Origin of the sequence: Pararhizobium capsulatum DSM 1112, assembly GCF_030814475.1 — a bacterium.
Classification (GTDB): Bacteria; Pseudomonadota; Alphaproteobacteria; order Rhizobiales; family Rhizobiaceae; genus Pararhizobium; species Pararhizobium capsulatum.
Genome location: NZ_JAUSVF010000002.1, coordinates 729,463 through 751,682 on the forward strand (window position 1 = coordinate 729,463; position 22,220 = coordinate 751,682).

Genomic DNA, 22,220 nt, shown 5'->3' on the forward strand with positions numbered 1-22,220 from the left:
ATAAAGTCATCTGATGACTTTATGAGTAGTCTATGCAAGCCCTTGAACGAACCAATCTTGCGGATACGGCGGTGGAAGCCATACGGCAGGAAATCATCGCAAAGCGTTGGTCCCTCGGCGAAAAGCTGCCGAACGAAGCCGGATTGAGCGACATGCTCTCCGTCAGCCGCGGTACCATCCGCGAGGCCGTGCGCGTGCTGGCCTCGCAGGGCTATCTTGAGACACGGCAGGGATCAGGCACCTATGTGCTCTCGACCACCGACACGAAGCGTCCGCTGCTCATGGCCCGTCGCGCCAGCCTGCTCGATCAGTTCGAAGCACGCTGCGCGCTCGATGTGGAAGCCGCGCGGCTCGCTTGCCGGCGGCCAACACCTGATATCATCGCCCGTCTTCGTGCGCTTCTGGCCGCACGCGGAAACTACGAGGGTGGTGATGCCGAGGGTTTCGTCGCCCGCGACCTTGCCTTTCACAAGGCTATAATCGCCGCCTCCCGCAACCGCGCCATGATCGAGATCTACGACTTCTTCTCTTCCTCGATCACTGAGACGATCGAGGCGACGCTCGGCAAGGATATTCCAGAACCGGACATGCAGGCACATGCCGATATCATCGACGCCATCGAGACTGGCGATCCAGAAAAGGCGGACGCCGCCGTTCGCCGTTTCATGGCTCCAGTCATCTCGTCCCTGAACCGGATGCTCGCATCATGAGCGCCCAGCCGTCGCGGGCAAGCCACGTTCTGAAGGACATCGAAGAGGCGATCGAAACCGAAGTCGAGATGCAGCCCCTTCCTCAAACCGTGTCGAGCCAGAGCACCGCGATGCGGGTGCTTCTGGGCCTGAGCCTTGTGATGATCGCATTCAATCTGCGTCCGCTCTTCTCCAGCGCCTCGGCCCTTCTGCCGGAAATCCGCTCGGGCCTCGGCCTGTCGCCGCTCGGAGCAAGCCTGCTCACGACCCTGCCGGTCGTCTGCCTCGGGGCCTTTTCGCCGCTTGCACCGCGGCTCGCGCAGCGCTTCGGTCCCGAACGCACGCTGCTCGGCATGATCTTTCTCCTGGCACTCGGGACGGCGTTGCGCGGCTTTTCGTCCATTCCGTTGTTGTTCCTCGGAACGGCCGTTGCCGGAGCTTGCATCGCCGTTGGCAACGTGCTGCTGCCCGGCCTCGTCAAACGCGACTTTTCCGACCGCGCTGCCCTGATGACCGGGGCCTATACGATGGCGCTCTGCGCCGGTGCGGCAAGCGCCGCCGGGTTGACATTGCCGATCGAACACACGTTCGGCGGATCGACGCAGGCGGCACTGGCGATCTGGGCTGTCCCGGCCGTCATCGTTGGATTGATATGGCTGCCGCAAGTGCTCGCCCGCAACAGCGGCGCAAAGCAGAGTGGCAAGCGGGTCGAAGGCCTTTGGCGCGACAGGCTTGCGTGGAATGTCACCCTGTTCATGGGCCTGCAGTCGGCGCTTGCCTATTGCGTCTTCGGCTGGCTGGTCCCTATCCTGCGCGAACGCGGCCTTGACGGCATAACCGCTGGCGGCATCGTCTCACTCTCGGTCATGGTTCAGGCCGCATCGTGCCTCGTGGTGCCGCATATCGCGGTGCATGGCCGCGACCAGCGCATCATCAACGTCACGCTCTGCGCCTTCGCCGTTGTCGCGCTTCTCGGCCTGCTCTTTGCTCCGCTCGGGAGCGTATGGGTCTGGGCGGTGCTGCAGGGCATCGGCCAGGGCGGGCTTATCGCCGTCGCGATGATGGCGATCGTGTTGCGCTCGCGCGATAGCCACGTCGCAGCTCATCTTTCCGGCATGGCGCAATGCGTCGGATACCTGCTCGCCGCCATCGGCCCGCTGGTCGTCGGCACGATCCGTGGCGTTACGGGAAGTTTTGCATGGTGCGCCGTATTATTCGTCCTGCTGGGATTGGGTGCAGCCTACAACGGCTGGAAGGCCGGTCGCGCAACGCATGTGAATGCGCGAACTCTCGACGCCTGATGGCAAATGCGGCGGCACAGGCCGCCGCTTGAAGAACCGATCTTACTTGTTAGAACCGGCCGGGCCGGGCTCGCTATTCGCATCCAGCGCGCGGGTAACGCTGAGAGCAATCAGCGACACGATCGCGCCGGAAATCAGATAACCGCCGATGAAGATGATGCCGAAGCTGCTGGCGAGACCGAGCGCCACCAGCGGTGCGAAGGCCGCCCCGACCAGCCATGCGAGGTCGGAAGTGAGAGCAGCACCTGTATAGCGGTAGTATTGCCCGAAGCGCGACGAGACGGCGCCGGATGCCTGACCGAACGACAGGCCGAGAATACCGAAGCCGATGATGATGAAGGCATCCTGCCCCGTGCGACCGGCATCAAGCAGGAAGGGCGCAGTAAACGAGAAGATCGCGATGATGACGGCGCCCAGCATCAGCTGGCGGCGACGCCCGATTTTATCAGCCAGTATGCCAGAAAGCACGATCGCAACGAGACCGACGGCCGCACCGGCCACCTGCACCCAGAGAAACTGCGCTGCCGTTTGGCCGCCATAGAGCGTGACCCAGCTCAAGGGGAAGATCGTGACGAGGTGGAACATCGCAAAGCTCGCCAGCGGGGCAAAGGCACCCAGCACGACGTCATGCGCATGCTTACTCAGCATTTCAAAAACCGGGCGGGCCTCCAGCTCCTTGTTTTCCAACGCTTCGCCGAACTCGTGGCTTGCCACGATGCGAAGACGAGCAAACAGAGCCACGACATTGATCGCGAAGGCCACGAAGAACGGATAGCGCCAGCCCCAGGAAAGAAAATCCGCATCGGAAAGATTGGAGACGAAAAACCCGAACAGGCTGCTTGCCAGCGCAAAGCCGATCGGCGCACCGAGCTGCGGGATCATCGCATACCAGCCACGACGGTTTGCCGGTGCCGACAGGTTCAACAGCGAAGCAAGACCATCCCAGGCGCCGCCGAGGGCGAAACCTTGCCCCAACCGGAACAGCGCAAGGAGCGCGACGGACCATAGACCAATGGTTTCATAGCCCGGGAGGAAGGCGATGGAGGCCGTTGAGCCGCCAAGGATGAAAAGCGCGATCGTCAGCTTCGTTCCGCGACCATAATTGCGGTCGACCCACATGAAGACGAAAGAACCGACCGGACGCGCAAGGAAGGCAAGCGGGAAAATCGCAAACGAAGCAAGCGTCGCAGAGACCGGATCGGTGATAAAGGGGAAAATCAGCCGCGGGAAAACCAGAACGGATGCGAGGCCGTAGACGAAGAAATCGAAGAATTCCGACATGCGGCCGATGATCACGCCGATGGCGATGTTGCCAGCGGAAACCGGCTTGTCGTCGTGCAGGCTGCGCGCATCTTTCTCAAGAACGGACGATGAGGGGTTTGCGACCGTACTCATAAATAATCCTCCTGGCGGCAAGCGCCGATATGCGAAATGTTGATCAACCCGTCATGAAGATCAAGCGATCAACTGCAAAAAGCTGAGTTCCAGTATTGCATTGTCACGAAAGCGGCCATTTCCGTTGAATTTCCGGGTTGGCATATCGCGCGACGCATGTTTCATTGGCTGCGGATATAGCCCAATACGGCGCAAAGGTTTCGTGTTGCAGTGCGACACATTGTTGCAGTGCGACGAACCACCTCATTCCTGTATGGGCATCGCAGCGATTAGTGCACGTCTAACAGACTCAAATTTCGAGCTCGAAATGCCCAATCTTGTGAAATCCGCCGGACGACTGTTCGTTCTCCTGCCTTTGTTGCTGCTTGGCGGCTGCGATCTCGTGGTGATGTCGCCATCCGGTGATATTGCGACGCAGCAGAGAGACCTCATCGTTGTCTCCACCGTTTTGATGCTGCTGATCATCATTCCCGTGATCTTCCTCACGCTGTATTTCGCCTGGCACTATCGCGGCTCCAACAAGGCGGCGAAGTACGATCCCGAATGGCATCATTCCACGCGGCTTGAAGTCATCATCTGGTCTGCGCCGCTGGCGATCATCATCGCGCTCGGCGCCGTGACCTGGATCAGCACCCACAAGCTCGACCCCTACCGGCCACTCGATCGTATCAACGTCAGCCGGCCGGTGACCCCGGAAATGAAGCCGATCAATGTCGAGGTTGTCGCGCTCGACTGGAAGTGGCTGTTCTTCTATCCTGACTACGGCATTGCCACGGTCAACGAGATGGCAGCCCCGGTGGATGTGCCGATCAACTTCAAGATCACCGCATCTTCGGTCATGAATTCCTTCTATGTTCCGGCGCTCGCCGGCATGATCTATGCCATGCCCGGCATGGAAACGAAGCTGCATGCCGTGATCAACAAGGAAGGCGAATTCGAGGGTCTCTCCGCCAACTATTCCGGCGACGGCTTCTCCCACATGCGCTTCAAGTTCCACGGCCTGACACAGCAGGGTTTTGAGGAATGGGCCGCCCGCGTGAAGTCGCAGGGCACCGCGCTGAACCGCGATGCCTACCTGAAGCTCGAAAAACCGAGCATCAAGGAACCGGTCCACTACTACGCCACCGTCGATGACGGCCTCTATACCTCGATCCTCAACATGTGTGCCCATCCCGGCAAGATGTGCATGAGCGAGATGATGCACATCGACATGATGGGCGGCGGCGGTGTCGAAAGCCACGAAAACAAGGCCAAGCTGGAATATGACAGCCGCCATGAAAACGACGAGGCACCGGCAGCGACGGTTCCTGCCACCGGCAACCCGGCCCGCAGCGAAGAACCGGCCGAAGGCATCGAAGGCGGCGCATCTGGCGAGGACCAGATGAATCACGATATGCACCAGGGCCACTCGATGCCCATGGATGATCAGGGCGGCGCGGCTCCCGCGCAGCTCAACACCAACGGCAGCACGCAGCCGTAAGGCCGCACTTTAGGACTTTGGACAGACCCATGTTCGGCACCACTTCTTGGACACAACTTCTCTTCGGTCGGCTATCGCTTGAAGCGATCCCGCACGAGCCCATCGTCATCGTGACGTTTTTCGCTGTCGCGATCGGCGGCATCGCGGTTCTCGGCCTGATCACCTATTTCAAGCTCTGGGCCTATCTCTGGAACGAATGGTTTACATCCGTCGATCACAAGAAGATCGGCATCATGTACATCATCCTGGCGCTGATCATGCTGCTGCGCGGCTTTGCCGACGCCATCATGATGCGCATCCAGCAGGCGATCGCCTTCAATGGCTCGGAAGGGTATCTCAACCCTCACCATTACGACCAGATTTTCACCGCCCATGGCGTGATCATGATCTTCTTCGTGGCAATGCCATTCGTCACGGGCTTCATGAACTATGTCGTGCCGTTGCAGATCGGCGCGCGTGACGTTTCCTTCCCGTTCCTCAACAACTTCTCGTTCTGGATGACGACGGCCGGCGCGATCGTCATCATGATGTCGCTGTTCATCGGCGAGTTCGCGCGTACGGGCTGGCTCGCCTATCCGCCGCTCTCAGGCTCGGACTACAGTCCCGGCGTCGGGGTCGACTATTATATCTGGGGCCTGCAGGTCGCCGGTGTCGGAACGACACTTTCGGGCATCAACCTGATCGCCACCATCGTCAAGATGCGCGCGCCGGGAATGACCTTCATGAAGATGCCGGTCTTCACCTGGACCTCGCTCTGCACCAACATCCTGATCGTCGCCACCTTCCCGATCCTGACTGCGACGCTCGCCCTTCTGACCCTTGACCGTTACGCCGGCACGAACTTCTTCACGAACGACCTCGGCGGCAACCCGATGATGTACATCAACCTCATCTGGATCTGGGGCCACCCGGAAGTCTACATCCTCGTGCTGCCGGCCTTCGGCATCTTCTCCGAGGTGGTCGCAACCTTCTGCGGCAAGCGCCTGTTCGGCTATGCGTCGATGGTCTACGCAACGTGCGTTATCATGATCCTTTCCTACCTCGTGTGGCTACACCACTTCTTCACGATGGGCTCGGGCGCCTCGGTGAACGCCTTCTTCGGCATCACCACCATGATCATCTCGATCCCGACAGGAGCCAAGATGTTCAACTGGCTCTTCACCATGTATCGCGGCCGCATCCGCTACGAACTGCCGATGTACTGGACGATCGGCTTCATGGTGACCTTCGTCATCGGCGGCATGACCGGCGTTCTGCTCGCCGTTCCGCCGGCAGATTTCGTGCTGCACAATTCGCTGTTCCTCATCGCCCACTTCCACAACGTCATCATCGGCGGCGTGCTGTTCGGGCTGATGGCGGGCATTGTCTACTGGTGGCCCAAGGCCTTCGGCTACAAGCTCGATGACTTCTGGGGCAAGATGACCTTCTGGTTCTGGCAGATCGGCTTCTTCTTCGCCTTCATGCCGCTCTATGTGCTCGGCCTGATGGGCGTCACCCGTCGCGTCTCCCAGTTCGAAGACCCGTCGCTGCAGATCTGGTTCGTGATCGCAGCCTTCGGCGCGGGCCTGATCGCGCTCGGCATCGCCTCCCTGGTCATCCAGCTCGTCGTCAGTTTCCTTAAGCGCGACCAGCTGCGTTGCGACAGCGGCGATCCGTGGGATGGCCGTACTCTGGAATGGTCGACGTCCTCGCCGCCGCCGGAGTATAACTTCGCCTTCACGCCGGTCGTGCACGATCATGACAGCTGGTACGACATGAAGAACCGCGGCTATGAGCGCCCGCTAATCGGCTTCCGGCCAATCCATATGCCCAAGAGCACCGGCACCGGGGTCATCCTTGCTGCCATCAGCATCGCCTTTGCCTTTGCGATGATCTGGTACATCTGGTGGCTGGCGATCGTCTCCTTCGTTGGTCTCATCGCCGTCGCGATCGGCCATACCTTCAACTACAACCGCGACTTCTACATCCCCGCAGAAACCGTTTCCGCAACGGAAGATGCGCGCTCGAAGCTGCTCGCGGAGCGGACCTGACATGGCACACGACATCCACGCGCAGACAAGCGAAAAGCCGGTCTTCTACCTGAAGGAAGATCATCACCCGGAAGGCAGCACCAATCTGGGCTTCTGGCTTTATCTGATGAGCGACTGCCTGATCTTCGCAGCGCTATTTGCCACCTATGGCGTACTCGGCCGAAACTATGCGGCCGGCCCGTCACCGGCCGATCTGTTCGACCTGTCGCTGGTGGCGATCAACACCGCGATGCTGCTGTTCTCCTCCATCACCTATGGCTTTGCGATGCTGCAGATGGAGCGAAACGCCAAGGCGGAAACGCTGTTCTGGCTCGCTATCACCGGCCTCTTCGGTCTCGCCTTCCTCGGCCTCGAGCTCTATGAATTCACGCATCTGATCCATGAAGGTGCAGGTCCACAGCGCAGCGCATTCCTATCGTCCTTCTTCACGCTGGTCGGCACCCATGGCCTGCACGTCACCTTCGGCATCATCTGGCTGGTCACGCTGATGGTTCAGGTCGGCAAGCGCGGCCTGATCCCGGAAAACCGCCGCCGCCTGATGTGTCTGTCGATGTTCTGGCACTTCCTCGACGTCGTCTGGATCGGCGTCTTCTCCTTTGTCTATCTGATGGGAGTTCTCGGATGAGCTCGAACAACCACGCCCCCGCCCACGAGAGCGCTTCGGATACCCACCATGCCCACAGCCACGGCCATGAAGCCGGCCACGGCACGTTCAAGAGCTACATGATCGGCTTCGTCCTGTCGGTCATCCTGACCGCCATTCCCTTCTGGCTGGTCATGGGCGGCGTCTTCGACAGCAAGCTGCTTACCGCCTTCCTCGTCATGGGGTTCGCGGTTGTGCAGATTGTCGTCCACATGATCTACTTCCTGCACATGAACCCGCGGTCGGAAGGTGGCTGGACGATGATGGCGTTGATCTTCACGCTCGTCCTCGTCGCCATCACGCTCGCCGGTTCGCTATGGGTCATGCATCACCTCAACACCAACATGATGCCGATGTCGCCGGAGATGATGAAGAATATGCCCTGACGGGGCTGATATCGTGAGCGGACATCCCGATATGCCTGATCACGCAGGCGCTTCCATGGAGGCGTCTGCCAGGCAAGGTAGCGGGCTCTTCATTGCCGGCATGCTTCTGCTGACGCTGGTCTTTCTGGCGCTCGGCACCTGGCAGGTACAGCGGCTGTTCTGGAAGCTGGACCTTATCCAACGCGTCGAAGCGCGGGTAAACGCAGCAGCCGTGCCGCCACCCGCCGAGACGGAGTGGCAAGGCTTTGATCCCGTCGAGCAGGAATATCGCCATGTCGCCGCATCCGGCCGTCTGTTGCAGGACAAGGAAATCCTCGTGCAGGCTGTGACGGAACTGGGCGCCGGCTTCTGGGTCGTCACGCCGCTCACCCGGTCAGATGGCACGACGATCCTGATCAACCGCGGGTTCGTCCCACCTGACCGCCGCGATCCGACAACGCGCAGCAAAGCGCCGACGGGGGATTTAACCGTCACCGGCCTTCTGCGCCTCAGCGAGCCCGGCGGCGCCTTCCTGCGCTCGAACGATCCAGCCGGCAACCGATGGTATTCCCGCGATATCGCAGCGATAGCCGAAACCCAGGGGCTTTCGCGCGTTGCACCTTATTTCATTGATGCCGACAGCACCGCCAATCCCGGCGGCTATCCAGTCGGCGGCCTGACTATCGTGCGTTTCCGCAACAACCATCTCGCCTATATCTTCACCTGGTATGCGCTGGCGGCGATGACCATTGCAGCGACCGTGGTCCTGCGCCGCAAGCGGCTCGTTTAAGGAAACAGTCTGTCGCCACCGCCGCGCTATGTTTCGTCAAGCGTTCGTGCGATGAAGCAACCGTCTACGGTTTCAGCATATGAGGCGAAACAGTCATGAAGAAAATCGGTTTCCTCTCCTTCGGCCACTGGTCACCCTCCCCCCAGTCCGGCACCCGCTCTGCCGGAGATGCACTGCTGCAGTCCATCGATCTTGCTGTCGCTGCGGAAGAGCTTGGTGCCGACGGCGCCTATTTCCGTGTCCACCACTTCGCCCGCCAGCTGGCTTCGCCGTTTCCGTTGCTCGCCGCAGTTGGCGCCAGGACGAGCCGTATCGAGATCGGCACGGGCGTCATCGACATGCGCTACGAAAACCCGCTCTACATGGCCGAAGATGCCGGTGCAGCCGACCTGATTTCGGGCGGACGCCTGCAGCTTGGCATCAGCCGCGGCTCCCCAGAGCAGGTGATCGATGGCTGGCGCTACTTCGGATACCAGCCGGAGGAGGGCAAGACGGAAGCCGACATGGCCCGCCGACATGCCGAAGTCTTCCTCGACACGCTGCGGGGCGAAGGTTTCGCCCGTCCGAACCCGAGACCGATGTTTCCCAATCCGCCCGGCCTGTTGCGCCTCGAGCCCCATGCACCGGGCCTGCGCGAGCGCATCTGGTGGGGAGCCAGCTCGAATGCAACCGCTGTCTGGGCCGCGAAACTCGGCATGAACCTGCAGAGTTCCACGCTCAAGGACGACGAAACGGGCGAGCCCTTCCACGTCCAGCAAGCCGATCAGATTCGCGCCTACCGCGAAGCCTGGAAGGAGGCCGGTCATGAACGCACGCCGCGTGTCTCCGTCAGCCGCAGCATCTTCGCGCTCGTCGATGATCGCGACCGCATGTATTTCGGTGATCGCTCGGAGGCAGAGGACAAGATCGGCTTCATTGATGAAAACACCCGCGCCATCTTCGGACGAAGCTATGCGGCTGAACCTGACGCCCTCATCAATCAACTGAAGGAAGACGAGGCGATCGCCGAGGCAGATACGCTGCTGCTGACCGTACCCAACCAGCTCGGCGTCGACTACAACGCCCACGTCATCGAGGCGATCCTCACCCAGGTCGCGCCAGCGCTCGGCTGGAGATAATTGGCGACGATAAATCACATTTATCGAAAATTTACCGTCCGTTCAGTACGTTACCGTTCATTCCTTTAATCATATTTCGGGGCGAACGATGGCCGGGCCGTTTTCGAGACTTTCCTTTTCCAATTCGGCCGTGCTTGAAGCTCTCAACCGGTCACAGGCGATCATCGAATTCGATCTCAACGGCAAGATTCTGACGGCTAACGAAAACTTCTGCAAGGCGATCGGCTACGAGCTGTCCGAGATCGTCGGCGAGCATCACCGCATGTTCGTCGACCCTGCGGAGGCAGCCTCGGCGGACTATGCTGCCTTCTGGAAGCGCCTGGCTGAAGGTGAGTACGATCAGCGCCAATACAAGCGCCTTGCCAAGGGTGGCCGCGAGATCTGGATCGAGGCAACCTACAACCCGATCTTCCGAGGCAGGAAGCCTTTCAAGGTGGTCAAGTTCGCGACCGATATCACCGCAATCCGTATGAAGAGCGCCGAGGACCGGGGCAAGCTCGAAGCCCTTTCGCGCGCGCAGGCGATCATCGAATTTACGCCGACAGGCGAGATCATCACCGCCAACGAAAACTTCCTGACGACGCTCGGCTATGGCCTCGCCGAGATCGTCGGCAAGCATCATGCAATCTTCTGTGATGCGGATTATGCCCGTAGCCCAGCCTATCAACGCTTCTGGTCGGAACTCGGTAGCGGAAAGTTCGTAGCCGACGAATTCGTCCGCGTCGCGAAGGATGGAACACCCGTCTATATCCAGGCCTCCTACAATCCGATCTTCGACGACGCAGGTCGTGTGTTCAAGGTAGTGAAGTTCGCCACGGATGTCACAGAGCGTCTGAAAGCCGTGAAGGAACTCGGCGCCGGTCTTGCCCGGCTTTCGGAATGCAACATCCGCCAGACGATCGACGAGCCTTTTACCGGCGAATTCGAAGTGTTGCGCCGCGACTTCAACATCGCGATCGGCGAGTTTCAGGCGACCCTTGTCAATGTTCTGAACCAGACCAACATTCTGAACGGCAGCAGCCAGGAAATGCGGGAGGCCGCTCGCGAGCTTGCGGACCGAACCAAGGAGCAGGCCGCCTCGCTGGAACAGACCTCCTCGGCTCTGGAGCAGGTCACCGGCACCGTGCAGTCCTCGACCCAGAACACCCAGCAGACACGCGAACTGGTGCAGAGCGCCAGGCAATCCGCCTCTGCCTCCGCTGCTGTCGTCCGCGAAACAATCACGGCCATGCAGCGCATCGAAACCGCGTCAAGCGAAATCGGCCAGATCATCGGTGTCATCGACGATATCGCCTTCCAGACCAACCTGTTGGCGCTCAATGCAGGCGTCGAGGCAGCGCGTGCTGGCGAAGCCGGCAAAGGCTTTGCCGTCGTCGCCCAGGAAGTGCGCGAGCTTGCGCAACGTTCGGCAAAGGCCGCAAAGGAAATCAAGGGGTTGATCGAAAAATCCGGGCACGAGGTCAACGAGGGCGTGCGCCTCGTCGACGAGACCGGGACGGCTCTGACGGAGATCGAACGGTTCGTGGCGACGATCGATGACAATATGGGCGCGCTCGCTTCGGCCGCACTCGAACAGTCGAGCGGCTTGTCCGACATCAACGACGCTCTGCTGCAAATCGACCGGATGACACAGCAGAACGCCGGCATGGTCGAAAGGACCACTGATATCAGCCAGGAACTGGCAACCGGCGCAGCCAAGCTGGCAGAACTGGTAAACCACTTCAAGCTGAACCGTCGGCGCACCATTCGCGAAACCGGCGCGTCCGTCCCTCGTGACGATCACCGAAGCAGGGCGGCCTGAACCGACCTGCCCCGGTGGCCGGAGGCAGCGACAACATCAGGCAGCGGCAGCCACTGCCATGCGGCTCTTCGGGATGGGTTTGAAGGTTAGCGCGATCAGGAATGCGCCGAGCCCGATGCCCCAGGAACCGACATAAAGCCACGTATAGCTTGCGAACGTATCGTAGATCAGGCCACCTGCGAGCGGTCCGGTTGCCATGCCAAGGCTGCCCGCCATGGCCGTTCCGCCGATAACCGTGCCCATCATCTTCAGCGGGAAGTTTTCCCGTGCAATCACCGCATAGAGCGGCATGACACCGGCATAGATGAAGCCGAAGAGACCAGCGACCGCATAGAAGCTGCCAAGCCCGCCCGCAAACACGTAAGCGAGAGCCCCGAAAGCTTGGGCGAGAAGACCAAGCACAAGGATGTGCTTGGCCCCGAACCTGTCGCCGAGAAGGCCGAAGACCACGCGGCCGCCCATGCCGGCCAGCCCCTCGATGCTGTAGATCGAGACGGCTGCGATCATCGGAATGCCACAGGTAATCGCGTAACTCACCGTGTGGAAGATCGGCCCGGAATGGGTGGCGCAGCAGAAGAAGTTGGTGAGCAGCAGGATGATGAACTGTGGCGATTTCAGCACTTCACCCAACGACATCGACGGCTCTGCCGGGGTATTTACGCTCTTAGCCGCCGCCGGAGCGTTCGCCTCCAATGCCGGCGCACGTCGAACCAGGAGCGAAACCGGGATCATCACGACGGCAACGAGGATCGCGATGATCTGCATAGATGTTCGCCAGTCATGGCCGGAAACCAGCCAGGCGGCAAAAGGCGACATGGTCATCGGTGCCATGCCCATGCCGGCCGAAACGAGCGAGACGGCAAGGCTGCGATGCGTGTCGAACCAGCCGGTGACGCAGGCCATCATCGGCGCGAAGATCGCCGCCGCCGCCACGCCGACCAGAAGGCCGAAGACAAGCTGAAATCCTATCAAGGATGTCGTCCAGCTGGCCAGCATCAGGCTGACCGCCAGTAACACGGATCCGGCAAACACGATAGGTCGCGGACCCCAGCGGTCCGAAAGGCCGCCCCAGAAGATGCTTGCAAAGGCCATGGCCAGAAAGCCGATGGTCATGGCGCTCGAAACGCCGGTCACCGACCAGCCGGTATCCCGCGAGATCGGCAGGAGAAACACGGGCAGCGAAAACATGGCGCCGATGGCGAGGCAGCCGAGAAGGCCGCCGGCAGCAACGATCACCCAACGATATCCGGTATTGATCATTTTCATCTCCCTTCACGATACGTCCGCGACACCGTTCAATACTGATCGTTGCGCCGGACCCATTCCATGGGGTAGCGCAAACTCTCTTCATCGCGGCCCTTGGGCACGAGATCGAGGTAATGATAGGTGCCGTTGACCATCTCGACGCCACGCCCGTAGCAGGAATAGGTGTGAAACACCTCGTCCTCGTCATTCCTGTAGAAAACGCTGATCCCGACCAAGTCGGACACCGAAGTCGGCCGGACCATGTAGTTGTAGTAGCCCTTCCCCTCGGCCAGTTCCACCGCCGAGAAGGAAGCATGATAATCGAAATTGAAATCACTGCCACCGGAAGAAACCCACGGGAAACTCCAGCCGAGACGATTCTTGTAGGCCTCGATCTTTTCCAGGGGTGCACGCGAGATCGCGACGAAGCTGACATCTCGATGATTGAGGTGAACAGGAATGCCGTTGAAATTATCGGCCCAGAAAGAGCAGTGTTTGCAGCCTTCCTCCCAATCCGGCCCGAACATGAAGTGATAGACGATCAGCTGGCTTCGCCCATCGAACAGGTCGGAAAGCGAAAGCCGACCCTGCGGTCCCTCGAAATTGTAGGATTTTTCCACCTTCTCCCAGGGCATGGCCATCCGTTGCTGCGTCAAGGCATCGCGCTGCCGAGTGAATTCCTTCTCGGCAGCCAGTAACTCCATGCGGGCTGCCAGCCAGTCCTTATGTGAAACGGCTTGATTGCGCATCGCAAACTCCCTTCTGTTGTCGGTTCAGGATGAAGGTATAGATAAAGGCTCACGGCTCACGACGGGGAGTGACAAGTGTGACGGGATTTCGATGGACTCGATGATCACTGCGGCCGCCAGGGCGCTTGCGACCGGCGATCCTCTCGGCGCCCTGAAGCGGGTCGCCTTGCGCGACGACGCGGCCGCCCTTGCCTTGCGCGGCATCGCGATGGCGCAACTCGGCGACCTCGCCCGAGCCAAGATCCTTCTTCGGCAGGCTGCCCGCGCCTTCAGCCCACGGGAAGCCGTGGCCCGCGCCCGCTGCATTGTTGCGGAGGCCGAGATCGCGCTGGTATCCCGGGACCTTTCCTGGCCCGTCAAGGCACTCGAAGCGGCCTGGGCAATCCTCGAAGCGCGTGGCGACCGCATGAACGCGGCCCACGCCCGCAACCTTACCATCCGGCGGCTGCTTTTGATCGGTCATCTCGACGAGGCCGAGCACATCCTTGCCGATCTCGATCCAAGCCCGCTGCCACCACCGGCGCGAGCGGCCCATGAGCTCGTCGTCGCCAACATCGCCGTTCGTCGCCTGCAGACCGAGAATGCCCGGAATGCCTTTGCCCGCGCACGGCATGCTGCCGGCCAAGCCGGTATCCCTGCATTGATCGCCGAGATCGAGGACGCTGCTCGCGCCCTTGATGCACCCGCGGCTCGGCTTATCGCGGCGGATAGCGATCGCCTTCTGATGCTGGAGGAGGTGGAGGCTCTACTGGCGTCCGGCGATCTCGTTATCGACGCGTGCCGCAACGGTGTGCGGATGGGAAGCACGACAGTTTCACTGGCAACCCGGCCAGTCCTCTTTGCCCTCGCTCGGGGCCTTGCCGAGGCATGGCCTGCGGATGCTTCGCGTGGTGCGTTGCTCTCCCGAGCCTTCCGGGCCAAACATGCGGATGAATCCCATCGTGCCCGGCTGCGGGTGGAGATCGGGCGCCTTCGCGCTGCCCTTCGTCTGGTTGCTGAGGTTCGCGCCACGAAAGATGGCTTTGCACTTGTTCCTCATGAAAGCCGTCGTATTGCGGTGCTTGCCCCGCCGGTCGAGGAGCAGCATGCCAATGTGCTTGCCCTGCTGGCAGATGGCGAGGCATGGGCCAGTTCGGCCCTGGCGATTGCGCTGGATGCAAGCCCGCGCACGGTCCAGCGCGCCCTCGAACAACTCGCAGCAACCGGAAAGGTGCAGGCCGTCGGTCGTGGAAGGGCCTGCCGGTGGATGACGCCGCCGCTCACCACCTTCCCGACAATCTTGTTACTCCCGGGTCCGCTGCCAGGCGACTAGGGTCAAGGGGTGAACCACTCTAACGAGGATCAAGACATGAAAAGCTCATTAGCCCAGATCGATCGTGAATATGGCCCCTTTGCGGATACCGAGCAGGTGCATGGGGTCACTTTTGACGGCAGGAATGTCTGGTTCGCCTCCGGCGACAGGATCAACGCGCTCGACCCTGAAAGCGGCGAGACCGTGCGCTCGCTGGAGGTCGCCGCTCACGCAGGCACTGCCTATGATGGCCGGCACCTCTTCCAGATCGCCGAGGACCGCATCCACAAGGTCGACCCCACCTCCGGTCAGGTGCTGGCAACCATCCCCGCCCCAGGCAATGGCGGCGATTCCGGCCTGACCTGGGCCGAAGGCTCGCTCTGGGTCGGCGAGTATCGCGGCCAGAAAATCCATCAGATCGATCCGGAGACGGGAACTGTCCTGCGCACCATCCAATGCAGCCGCGTCGTCACGGGTGTCACCTGGGTCGATGGTGAACTCTGGCATGGCACCTGGGATGGTGACGAAAGCGACCTGCGTCACATCGATCCCGAAACCGGAGCCGTGCTTGACAAGATCACCATGCCGCCTGGAACAGGCGTCTCGGGCCTGGAATCAAACGGGGCGGACCTCTTCTACTGCGGCGGCGGTAAAAGCGGGAAAGTTCGGGCCATTCGCAAACCGAAGTAAACCCATGCCGACAGGACGCGCTATCAGAAGACGGTGCATCCTGTCGGCGAATGGCAGTCTCACATTGCCTTCTCAAGCTCCGGCAGGATGACGAAGAGATCGCCGACGAGACCGTAGTCAGCGACCTGGAAGATCGGGGCTTCCTCGTCCTTGTTGATGGCGACGATGACTTTACTGTCCTTCATGCCCGCCAGATGTTGGATCGCGCCGGAGATGCCGCAGGCGATGTAGAGCTGCGGGGCAACCACCTTGCCGGTCTGCCCGACTTGCCAGTCGTTCGGCGCATAGCCCGCATCGACGGCCGCGCGGGAGGCGCCAACAGCAGCACCGAGCTTGTCGGCAACCGGAAGGATCACTTCCTGGAACTTCTCCGACGAACCGAGTGCACGACCACCGGAGATGATGATCTTGGCAGAGGTCAGCTCCGGACGATCCGACGACGACAGCGCATCCTTGACGAAGGTCGACAGACCCGGATCGGCAGCCGCCGAGACGCTCTCGACCGAAGCCGAACCACCTTCCGCAGCCGAAGCGAAGGAGGCGGTGCGCACGGTGATCACTCGTTTGGCATCGGTGGACTGAACCGTCTGGATGGCGTTGCCGGCATAGATCGGCCGCTTGAAGGTATCGGCCGAGACAACCTCGGTGATCTCGGAGATCTGGGCGACATCGAGCAGGGCTGCGACGCGCGGCAGCACGTTCTTGCCGACCGAGGTGGCCGCCGAGAGGATCGTGTCGTAACTGCCGGACAGCGAGACGATCAGCGCTGCGAGCGGTTCCGCCAGATTGTTGGCAAGACCGGCATCGTCAGCAACGAGCACCTTCGCGACGCCCGCAAGCCTGGCGGCCTGTTCGGCGATTGCCCTGGGGCCGGCCACGAGGATGTGGACGTCGCCGCCAATCTGGGAAGCTGCCGTCAACGCCTTGGCGGTCTGGTCGGACAGGTGGGTGGTGTCGTGGTCAGCCAGAAGAAGAATGGCCATGGTGATATCTCCTCAAATCTTCCGGTTACAGGACGCCAGCGGTCTTCAGGCTCGAAACGAGCTCGGCGACGGACTTCACCTTGACGCCGGCCTTGCGGCCTTCCGGCTCCTCGGTCTTCAGGACCTTCAGGCGTGCCGTCGTGTCGACACCGAAATCAGCCGGTGTCTTCTTGTCGAGCGGCTTCTTCTTGGCCTTCATGATGTTCGGCAACGACGCATAACGCGGCTCGTTCAGGCGCAGGTCGGTGGTGACCACGGCCGGCAGCTTGATGTCGATCGTCTGCAGGCCACCATCGACTTCGCGGGTCACGGTTGCCTTGCCATCGGATATCTCGACCTTCGAAGCGAAGGTGCCCTGAGCCCAGCCGAGCAGTGCCGACAGCATCTGGCCGGTCTGGTTACTATCGTCATCGATCGCCTGCTTGCCGACGATGATCAGGCCCGGCTGCTCAGCCTCGGCCACACCCTTGACGATCTTGGCCACAGTGAGCGGCTCGACCGCATCATCGGTCTCCACCAGGATGGCCCGGTCGGCACCCATGGCAAGCGCCGTGCGCAGCGTCTCTTCAGCCTTCGCCGGACCGACCGACACGACGACAACCTCGTCCGCTTTGCCGGCTTCCTTCAGCCGCAAAGCCTCTTCGACCGAAATCTCGTCGAACGGGTTCATCGACATCTTCACATTGGCAAGCTCCACACCCGAACCATCCGGCTTCACACGGATCTTCACGTTGTAGTCGACGACACGTTTAACGGTGACCAAGATTTTCATTGTTCAGATTTCCCTCTTTTTGGCTTTCCCGGTCACATGCGGCCGCGCAGGGCCTGCGGATCGTAGGGAGATTCTTCCAGCACGCGCGCCTTGCGCATCTCGCCGAGGATCGTAACCTCCAGTTCCGTTCCCGGCACTCCGAGTTCGGGAGGCAGGAGCGCAAAGGCGACATCATGGCCGAGCGTATAGGCATAGCTGCCCGAGGTTATGCGACCGACCAGCTTGCCCTCGTGATAGACGCCCTCGTAGATCAGCGAGCTTGCACCATCGACATCAATCGCGATCGTGACGGAACGCTGTTTGACACCTTCCCGCTGCTGCCGAACGAGCGCCGCCTTACCGATGAAGTCGCCCTTGTCGAGCCGGATGAAACGATCGAGATTGCTTTCCCAGGCCGTGAGTTCCGGGTTCATATCGCGGTACATGGCGCGATAGGATTTTTCGAGACGCAGCGATTCCAGCGCGTGCAGGCCAATGAGCCTGAGCCCATGGGCTTCGCCGGCGGCCAGCAGCGCTTCCAGAAGATGCCGCTGGTAGGGAAGCGGATGGTAGAGTTCCCAGCCCAATTCGCCCTCATAGTTGACGCGGAGCAGGCGGACGTCGCTGGCAAGACCGACCGTGCCGGACTTGACGCCGAACCAGGGGAAGGCCTCGTTGGACAGATCGATTTCAGTCAGCTGCTGCAGCACCTCGCGCGCCTTGGGGCCGACCAACGTGAAGCAACCACGCTCATTGGTGACGTTGCGAAGCTGGACGCTTCCATCCTTCGGCAGAAGCTTGGAAAGGTCGTCGAAGTTCCAGCGCTCCGCCCGTGGGGTGGAGATGAGATAGAACGTGCCGTCCTCCAGACGCGAGACTATATATTCAGCCTGCACGCCAGCATTCTTCGTCAGGTGATGGCTGAGATTGACGCGACCGACCTTTGGCAGACGATTGGCGAGGATGCCATCGAGCCAAGCCTCCGCACCCGTGCCGGAGACTTCGAACTTGGTCATCGGCGTCATCTCGACGAGGCCGACAGCGTTGCGCACGGCACGCACTTCCTCGCCGACATAGTGCCCCTTCTGGGTCCAGCGCCAGCTGTATTGGTCCTTCGCCTCAACACCTTCCGGCGCAAACCAGTTCGGCATTTCCCAGCCGTTCAGCACGCCCCAGACTGCGCCGCGCTGGGTCAGGATATCATAGGAGGGTGCGGTCTTCTGCGGACGGGCGGCCGGCATGTCCTGGCCGGGATAATGCTGCTCAGCATGGGTGCCCCAGCTTTCGCGCACCTTCTGCCGCGTCCACTCCTTGTTGGCGTAGTTGCCGAAGCGGCGTGGATCGAGCTCCGACGTATCGAGGCTGTTGGCGCCCTCGACGATGCGCTCGGACAGGTAATAGCCGATGGCGCCGCCCCAGAGGATGCCGCCGGGTACGCCTTCGGCAATCCAAACGTTCTCCAGCCCCCAGGCCGGGCCGACCAGCGGCAGTTCGTCCGCCGTCATCTGGAAGGGACCGCGCACGTTCGCCTTTATGCCGACGCGGCCGAGCGCCGGCACGAGTTCCATCGCCCGCTCCCAGTTCCAGGAAACAGAATCGAAATCCTCCTCGAGCAGGTCGGCACCGAACCATTCCGGCACGCCGTTTTCGGCGAAGAGCTTCAGGTGCTCGGTCTTCTCATAGGGGCCGAACATCAGGCCATCGCCTTCTTCGCGCAGGTAGCCCTCGAAACCTTCATCGCGCAGGATCGGCATTTCCGGCAGGCCCTGACGCTTGCGCTCCATGACTTCGGGAACAGCATCGGTGATCCAGTATTGATGGACGATCGGGATCGCCGGGATTTCGAGGCCAAGCATGGCGCCGGTCTGGCGCGCATAATTGCCAGTTGCCGAAATGATGTGCTCGCAGATGATATCGCCGTTGTTGGTGATGATCTTCCATTCTCCGCCGGCCAGCCGCTCGAAACCCTTGACCTCCGTGTTGAGGTAGATTTTCGCGCCGCGATCACGCGCGCCCTTGGCCATGGCCTGGGTCACGTCGGCTGGAGCGATATGGCCATCGTCGGGATGGTAGAGAGCGGCCAGCATCTCCTTGTTGTTTTCCAGGAGTGGCCAGAGGTCGCGTGCTTCCTGCGGCGTCACCAGCTCCGCGCGGATGCCCTGCACGGCAGCAACGCTCATATAGCTCTTGTATTCATCCAGCCGGTCGCGCGTGTTGGCGATGCGCAACTGGCCGCATTTGTGCCAGCCGACATGCTGCCCGGTTTCCGCTTCCAGCCCCTCGTAGATCTCGATCGTCTTGGAGATCATCCGGCCGATATTGATGCTGCGGGCATAGGACGGAATGAGGCCGGCGGCATGCCAGGTTGACCCAGCCGTCAGCTGCGTGCGCTCCAGAAGGGCGACATCGGTCCAGCCGCGCTTGGTAAGACCGTAGAGAATGGCGGCGCCGACACAACCACCGCCGATGACGACGGCGCGAGCATGAGTTTGCATGAAAAGGTTCCCTCGAATTGGTTTGTCCCGACCCTACAAACGCCGGCCATCATTGTAATCTTGCTAAAAATTGTTGAGGGGCATAACCTGAGATTATGCATCGACTTCGTTCTCTCGTCCCGTCCGCCAACTATCTGTTTTGCTTTGAAGCGGCCGCCCGGCGGCGCAGTTTCACCGCTGCCGCCCAGGAGCTGAATGTCAGCCAGCCGGCCGTCAGCAAGACTATCCGGCTTCTGGAAGAGGCGACAGGGCTCAAGCTTTTCCGCCGCGATCATACGCGACTGGAACTCACCGCCGAGGGACTTCGGCTCTACAAGGAAGTGCAGGAGGCGTTCGACCATCTGCACATGGTGATCTCATCGCTGCAGAAGAAGCATTCAAACGACATCGTCCGTGTCTCGTTTTCCTCTTCCTTCGTTCAGCTCTGGCTCCTGCCTCGCCTGAAGGACTTCAAGGCGCGCCATCCCGACGTTTCTCTTCGCATCGAGGAGAGCAGCCGCGATGACCAGGATCTGATAGAGGAGGATATCGACCTCTCGGCCCGGCTTGGTAAAGGCCGCTGGCCGGGTATTCACGCCTGGCACTTCGTCACGGAAGAGGTACTGCCGGTCTGCAGCCCTGAATATCTCGCCGAACACGGCCCGATCACCGAGCCCATACAGCTGCTGGAGCATACGCTTTTGAGCTTCGAGGAGCGCCACCGGTCGCGGGTGGACTGGCGCGAGTGGCTGGAGCGCAATGCCGTACCGGTGGCCCGGCTGAAGCAGGATTTCGTATTTACCGACGCGCTCGGTTCGATCGAGGCCGCCGTCCTCGGCCAGGGTATTGCACTGGGCTGGAAGCATCTGGTGCATGATTACCTGACGTCAGGCAAACTGGTGGTGCCGCTCTCGACCATCTACCGTTCGGGAAGTGCAATCCATGTGGTCATGCCGGCCCTTCGCCCGCCAAAGCGTGGCACGGAACTCTTTCGCGACTGGCTGCTGGAACAGGGAGCCGATGCCGAACTCCCCACCGATAGCGGCAAGTCGGCTCATTCCTAGAATTTGTTAGGGAAAAGTGGAAACCGGTTTTCCCTGACAAACTCTAGAACCGTTCCCCTGCAAAATGTGCCACCTGCGCGCCGGCCTCGTAATAGATTTCCTTGAAGGCGCGGAAGGACGGCTCGCTCGGGTCGGTCAGCGGCAATGGCAAGTCGGCCTCGCTGATTTCGCCCAGCACCAGGCGCGCCAATGTGCGACCAAAGACGGTGCCCGGCGCGATGCCGCGACCGTTATAGCCGGAGAAGCCGACCACATTCTGCGCAAACCGATGAAAACGCGGCAGCGCGTTGTCGGTCATTCCGATCTTTCCATACCACTCGCATTCGAACTCGACGGAGCCCAGCTGTGGAAAAAGCCGGGCGAGCGCGCGGCGCGCCCAGCTGCGGTGCACGGCAAGCCCGGTATTACGCAACGCGCCGACGCTGCCGAACACGAGACGCCCCGCCTGATCCATGCGGAAGGAAGAAAGGATTTCCTTGGTATCCCAGACACCTTCCCGTCCCGGCAGGATGGACGAGAGCAGGTGCGCCGGCAACGGCCGGGTCGCAAGATTGAAATAGGGCAGATGCACCTGCTCGCGCCGCACGCTTTCCCAGGGACCAGTGCTATAGGCATCGGTCGACACGATCACCCAGGGCGCCGTCACCGAGCCGCGATCGGTCCTGATTTTCCATACCGTGCCCGATGGCTCGCTTGCGACAACGCGCGACCCGGTGTGGACGACAGCTCCGGCCTTGATCGCAGCGTGAGCCAGACCGCGCACGTAAGCCAGCGGTTGCAGCGTTCCAGCACGCATATCAAGTAGAGATCCGGCATAGGCGGAACTGCCGATGCGCGCCGCTGTCTGCGACGCGTCGAGAAGCGTAACCGGTGCGCCACGCTTCTGCCACTGGTTGGCGCGATCGGTGATCTCCTTCAGACCCGCCTCGCCCACGGCACAATGAAGCGTACCCTTGCGCTCCAGTTCGCACGCGATCCCGTGTTTTTCGATGAGTTCCATCACGAGGCTGGGCGCGTTGCCCAGCAGGTCGAGAAGCCGTTCGCCGTGGATATCACCCAACTCACCGGGCAGATCGTCGGGCATCACCCACATGCCGGCATTGATGAGACCGACATTGCGACCCGCACCGCCAAACCCGATCTCGTTACCTTCCAGAACGACAACGTTGCGGCCGGCTTCCGCCAGGTGCAGAGCGGACGAGAGACCGGTAAAACCGCCACCGACAATGACGACATCCGCCGTCACCTCGCCTGCAAGCGCACTGGTCCGGGGCGGTTCCGGCGCGGTCTTTTCCCAAAGTCCATGGGAACGGGGATCATTGAGCATCGTCGTCTTCCTAATGCGGGCGGCTGCACGTGTT

General features: G+C 61.0%; 19 protein-coding genes. 12 read left to right on the top strand and 7 right to left on the bottom strand.

Translation table 11 applies throughout. The features are described 5' to 3' along the window. The first annotated feature begins 32 nt into the window (after positions 1-32). Together QO002_RS23765 and QO002_RS23770 are read left to right on the top strand one after the other, a co-directional pair. Complete coding sequence (locus QO002_RS23765; RefSeq protein ID WP_307234472.1) at positions 33-710, top strand: FadR/GntR family transcriptional regulator; 678 nt, start codon at positions 33-35, stop codon at positions 708-710. Beyond that, entirely contained in the window at positions 707-1,990 is a 1,284-nt protein-coding gene (locus QO002_RS23770) for a CynX/NimT family MFS transporter (protein WP_307234474.1), read from the top strand. The genes QO002_RS23765 and QO002_RS23770 overlap by 4 nt, the downstream gene beginning before the upstream one ends. Positions 1,991-2,032: 42 nt before the next feature. Here QO002_RS23770 and QO002_RS23775 read toward each other — a convergent pair whose 3' ends face one another. Next, on the bottom strand, positions 2,033-3,385 hold the full coding sequence (locus QO002_RS23775) for an MFS transporter (RefSeq protein ID WP_307234476.1): 1,353 nt from the start codon (positions 3,383-3,385) through the stop codon (positions 2,033-2,035). Positions 3,386-3,692: 307 nt separating this feature from the next. On the opposite strand from QO002_RS23775, the gene cyoA reads away from it, so the two are divergent. The 7 genes from cyoA (at position 3,693) to QO002_RS23810 (ending at position 11,612) form a co-directional block, all read left to right on the top strand. Next, complete coding sequence (cyoA, locus tag QO002_RS23780; RefSeq protein WP_307234478.1) at positions 3,693-4,865, top strand: ubiquinol oxidase subunit II; 1,173 nt, start codon at positions 3,693-3,695, stop codon at positions 4,863-4,865. Between the two features lie 29 nt (positions 4,866-4,894). Beyond that, the gene (cyoB, locus tag QO002_RS23785) at positions 4,895-6,895 is read left to right on the top strand and encodes a cytochrome o ubiquinol oxidase subunit I (RefSeq protein ID WP_307234480.1); all 2,001 of its coding nucleotides are present in this window, start codon (positions 4,895-4,897) and stop codon (positions 6,893-6,895) included. Position 6,896: 1 nt separating this feature from the next. Further along, a complete protein-coding gene (gene cyoC, locus QO002_RS23790; protein ID WP_307234482.1) occupies positions 6,897-7,520 on the top strand; it encodes a cytochrome o ubiquinol oxidase subunit III in 624 nt (207 codons plus the stop codon). Next, positions 7,517-7,924 carry a cytochrome o ubiquinol oxidase subunit IV gene (gene cyoD, locus QO002_RS23795; protein WP_307234484.1) on the top strand — a complete coding sequence of 136 codons (408 nt, stop codon included), beginning with the start codon at positions 7,517-7,519 and terminating at the stop codon, positions 7,922-7,924. Before cyoC ends, cyoD begins: the two co-directional genes overlap by 4 nt. Before the next feature lie 31 nt (positions 7,925-7,955). After that, the gene (locus tag QO002_RS23800; protein WP_370878572.1) at positions 7,956-8,693 is read left to right on the top strand and encodes an SURF1 family protein; all 738 of its coding nucleotides are present in this window, start codon (positions 7,956-7,958) and stop codon (positions 8,691-8,693) included. A gap of 95 nt (positions 8,694-8,788) precedes the next feature. Next, positions 8,789-9,811, top strand: a complete 1,023-nt coding sequence (locus QO002_RS23805) for an LLM class flavin-dependent oxidoreductase (protein WP_307234486.1) — start codon at positions 8,789-8,791, stop codon at positions 9,809-9,811. An 88-nt stretch (positions 9,812-9,899) separates the two neighbouring features. Next, positions 9,900-11,612 (top strand): methyl-accepting chemotaxis protein, encoded by a 1,713-nt coding sequence (locus QO002_RS23810; RefSeq protein WP_307234489.1) that lies wholly within the window; start codon positions 9,900-9,902, stop codon positions 11,610-11,612. Between the two features lie 36 nt (positions 11,613-11,648). Here the strand turns inward: QO002_RS23810 and QO002_RS23815 are convergent, their stop codons facing one another. Both QO002_RS23815 and QO002_RS23820 read right to left on the bottom strand, forming a co-directional pair. Next, a complete protein-coding gene (locus QO002_RS23815; RefSeq protein WP_307234491.1) occupies positions 11,649-12,872 on the bottom strand; it encodes an MFS transporter in 1,224 nt (407 codons plus the stop codon). Between the two features lie 35 nt (positions 12,873-12,907). Next, complete coding sequence (locus tag QO002_RS23820) at positions 12,908-13,606, bottom strand: DUF899 domain-containing protein (RefSeq protein WP_307234493.1); 699 nt, start codon at positions 13,604-13,606, stop codon at positions 12,908-12,910. A gap of 91 nt (positions 13,607-13,697) precedes the next feature. Here QO002_RS23820 and QO002_RS23825 point away from each other — a divergent pair, with 91 nt between their 5' ends. After that, positions 13,698-14,918, top strand: a complete 1,221-nt coding sequence (locus QO002_RS23825) for a helix-turn-helix domain-containing protein (protein ID WP_307234496.1) — start codon at positions 13,698-13,700, stop codon at positions 14,916-14,918. Positions 14,919-14,954: 36 nt separating this feature from the next. Next, a complete protein-coding gene (locus tag QO002_RS23830; RefSeq protein WP_307234497.1) occupies positions 14,955-15,587 on the top strand; it encodes a Vgb family protein in 633 nt (210 codons plus the stop codon). A 59-nt stretch (positions 15,588-15,646) separates the two neighbouring features. Here QO002_RS23830 and QO002_RS23835 read toward each other — a convergent pair whose 3' ends face one another. From QO002_RS23835 to QO002_RS23845, 3 genes are read right to left on the bottom strand one after another with little or no spacing between them, the layout of a single operon-like run. Next, a complete protein-coding gene (locus tag QO002_RS23835) occupies positions 15,647-16,570 on the bottom strand; it encodes an electron transfer flavoprotein subunit alpha/FixB family protein (protein WP_307234499.1) in 924 nt (307 codons plus the stop codon). Between the two features lie 25 nt (positions 16,571-16,595). After that, complete coding sequence (locus QO002_RS23840) at positions 16,596-17,342, bottom strand: electron transfer flavoprotein subunit beta/FixA family protein (protein ID WP_307232364.1); 747 nt, start codon at positions 17,340-17,342, stop codon at positions 16,596-16,598. Positions 17,343-17,374: 32 nt separating this feature from the next. After that, positions 17,375-19,816, bottom strand: a complete 2,442-nt coding sequence (locus QO002_RS23845; RefSeq protein WP_307234501.1) for a GcvT family protein — start codon at positions 19,814-19,816, stop codon at positions 17,375-17,377. A gap of 95 nt (positions 19,817-19,911) precedes the next feature. Between QO002_RS23845 and QO002_RS23850 the strand changes: the two genes are divergently transcribed. Further along, positions 19,912-20,859 carry a LysR substrate-binding domain-containing protein gene (locus QO002_RS23850; RefSeq protein WP_307234503.1) on the top strand — a complete coding sequence of 316 codons (948 nt, stop codon included), beginning with the start codon at positions 19,912-19,914 and terminating at the stop codon, positions 20,857-20,859. A 43-nt stretch (positions 20,860-20,902) separates the two neighbouring features. Here QO002_RS23850 and QO002_RS23855 read toward each other — a convergent pair whose 3' ends face one another. After that, the gene (locus QO002_RS23855; protein ID WP_307234505.1) at positions 20,903-22,186 is read right to left on the bottom strand and encodes an NAD(P)/FAD-dependent oxidoreductase; all 1,284 of its coding nucleotides are present in this window, start codon (positions 22,184-22,186) and stop codon (positions 20,903-20,905) included. Positions 22,187-22,220: the final 34 nt, after the last annotated feature.

Coding starts and splice junctions, on each gene's coding strand:
- QO002_RS23850 (WP_307234503.1), top strand. CDS start 19,912: ATGCATCGACTTCGTTCTCTCGTCCCGTCCGCCAACTATCTGTTTTGC.
- QO002_RS23800 (WP_370878572.1), top strand. CDS start 7,956: ATGCCTGATCACGCAGGCGCTTCCATGGAGGCGTCTGCCAGGCAAGGT.
- QO002_RS23840 (WP_307232364.1), bottom strand. CDS start 17,342: ATGAAAATCTTGGTCACCGTTAAACGTGTCGTCGACTACAACGTGAAG.
- QO002_RS23830 (WP_307234497.1), top strand. CDS start 14,955: ATGAAAAGCTCATTAGCCCAGATCGATCGTGAATATGGCCCCTTTGCG.
- QO002_RS23855 (WP_307234505.1), bottom strand. CDS start 22,186: ATGCTCAATGATCCCCGTTCCCATGGACTTTGGGAAAAGACCGCGCCG.
- QO002_RS23815 (WP_307234491.1), bottom strand. CDS start 12,872: ATGATCAATACCGGATATCGTTGGGTGATCGTTGCTGCCGGCGGCCTT.
- QO002_RS23820 (WP_307234493.1), bottom strand. CDS start 13,606: ATGCGCAATCAAGCCGTTTCACATAAGGACTGGCTGGCAGCCCGCATG.
- QO002_RS23810 (WP_307234489.1), top strand. CDS start 9,900: ATGGCCGGGCCGTTTTCGAGACTTTCCTTTTCCAATTCGGCCGTGCTT.
- QO002_RS23845 (WP_307234501.1), bottom strand. CDS start 19,816: ATGCAAACTCATGCTCGCGCCGTCGTCATCGGCGGTGGTTGTGTCGGC.
- cyoD (WP_307234484.1), top strand. CDS start 7,517: ATGAGCTCGAACAACCACGCCCCCGCCCACGAGAGCGCTTCGGATACC.
- QO002_RS23770 (WP_307234474.1), top strand. CDS start 707: ATGAGCGCCCAGCCGTCGCGGGCAAGCCACGTTCTGAAGGACATCGAA.
- QO002_RS23835 (WP_307234499.1), bottom strand. CDS start 16,570: ATGGCCATTCTTCTTCTGGCTGACCACGACACCACCCACCTGTCCGAC.
- QO002_RS23805 (WP_307234486.1), top strand. CDS start 8,789: ATGAAGAAAATCGGTTTCCTCTCCTTCGGCCACTGGTCACCCTCCCCC.
- cyoC (WP_307234482.1), top strand. CDS start 6,897: ATGGCACACGACATCCACGCGCAGACAAGCGAAAAGCCGGTCTTCTAC.
- QO002_RS23775 (WP_307234476.1), bottom strand. CDS start 3,385: ATGAGTACGGTCGCAAACCCCTCATCGTCCGTTCTTGAGAAAGATGCG.
- cyoB (WP_307234480.1), top strand. CDS start 4,895: ATGTTCGGCACCACTTCTTGGACACAACTTCTCTTCGGTCGGCTATCG.
- QO002_RS23765 (WP_307234472.1), top strand. CDS start 33: ATGCAAGCCCTTGAACGAACCAATCTTGCGGATACGGCGGTGGAAGCC.
- cyoA (WP_307234478.1), top strand. CDS start 3,693: ATGCCCAATCTTGTGAAATCCGCCGGACGACTGTTCGTTCTCCTGCCT.
- QO002_RS23825 (WP_307234496.1), top strand. CDS start 13,698: ATGGACTCGATGATCACTGCGGCCGCCAGGGCGCTTGCGACCGGCGAT.